Consider the following 1,343-nt stretch of genomic DNA (forward strand, 5'->3'; position numbering starts at 1 on the left):
CCTGGTATTACACGTAAACAAAGAGAAAGCAGACGGACATAAACATACATGTCTTGTTTAAAGGCCTTTGAACCTTTTTAGTACTTTTTTACTGGGTATTCGGCATTGTTGTGTACCACCAAAAAGCTTGATGCGATTGAGTACAAAAAGTGCCTGTCTTGTTTGGCCCTTCTTGTGGTCCCTTCTTGTATCCCTCTACGCGCCTTTTTCTCTGACGTAAATGTGTACATTTGATGAGCCGTCACTGAAACTTCTTTCCTCAAATTCGAGATAAGCCAAAGATTTAACCAGTTGACCGAGTTTATCGTAACCATAATTCCTCGGGTCAAAAGACGGAGTATTTTTAATTATGTAACCCCCTACACCCGAAAGTGGCGCCCAATCATTATCTCTTGAAACTGCATTCACAGCGTCAACTACGATGGCTTTTAAATCTAAGTTTTTCGATTCATCTTTTACGCTTTGTTTTGTAGATGATCTGAGAACCTCTGTAAAAACAAATTTGTCACAGGCAGCTACAAAGGCTTCAGGTGTTTTCTTTTCTCCAAACCCATAAACCAAAAGCCCGCTCTCTCTAATTCTGCTTGCAAGCCGGGTAAAGTCGCTATCAGAAGATATGAGGCAGAAACCGTCTAATTTACCCTCATGCAGAAGATCCATTGCATCAATAATTAACGAAGAATCGGTAGAGTTCTTTCCTTGTGTGTAACTAAATTGCTGAATCGGCTGTATTGCATGTTTGTGCAAATACGATTTCCAACTTTTTAAACTTAAGGTTGTCCAATCTCCGTATGCACGTTTTACATTAGCAACGCCAAATTTCGATACCTCGGCTAAAAGTTCTGAGCAAATTGCAGCTTGAGCATTATCCGCGTCGATTAATACCGCCAACTTGTCATTTCCGTTTTCTGACATTTTCTATTCCATGGTTATACGCAAATTACCCTTTACTTATCGGTCTTAGATAAAAGAAATTTTAAACCTCCATATCATGCCAAATAGGCAACCTGAAGTGACCAGATTTCTCTGGATAGATTTTCTGTTTAAATTCTTCAGTCTTTTCATAAGCCAGTGGAGGCATATTATGCGCTTCACCATGCTTTCGTCTAGCACTGTAGAATAATTAAGACCGACACAATAAGAAAAAATCAAAACTGTCCCCTCGTACACTTTCTTAAATCCAACTCCCCATTCAAACTGATATACGAGTTAATCAGAGTAAGACAGCCGCAATGCCTAAAGCCCGAAAGTCGCAAATTAGTTTATCGGATACGCCCTATTATCACTGTATTTCCCGCTGTGTTCGTCGTGCCTTTTTATGTGGCGAGGAAAACGGTAGAAGT

1 protein-coding gene and 1 pseudogene are annotated in these 1,343 nt (G+C 39.8%); one reads left to right on the top strand and one right to left on the bottom strand.

Annotation, left to right across the window (positions count from 1 at the left end; translation table 11 throughout):
* Window positions 1–195 precede the first annotated feature (195 nt).
* Window positions 196–915: an NYN domain-containing protein gene (locus ACTRWF_RS19595; protein WP_462836098.1), complete on the bottom strand. Its 720-nt coding sequence runs from the start codon at window positions 913–915 to the stop codon at window positions 196–198.
* 317 nt (window positions 916–1,232) lie between these two features.
* On the opposite strand from ACTRWF_RS19595, the pseudogene ACTRWF_RS19600 reads away from it, so the two are divergent.
* Window positions 1,233–1,343, top strand: a pseudogene (locus tag ACTRWF_RS19600) (transposase); the annotation flags it as partial.

Source organism: Alteromonas sp. G5_S2_22_S1 (assembly GCF_054968525.1).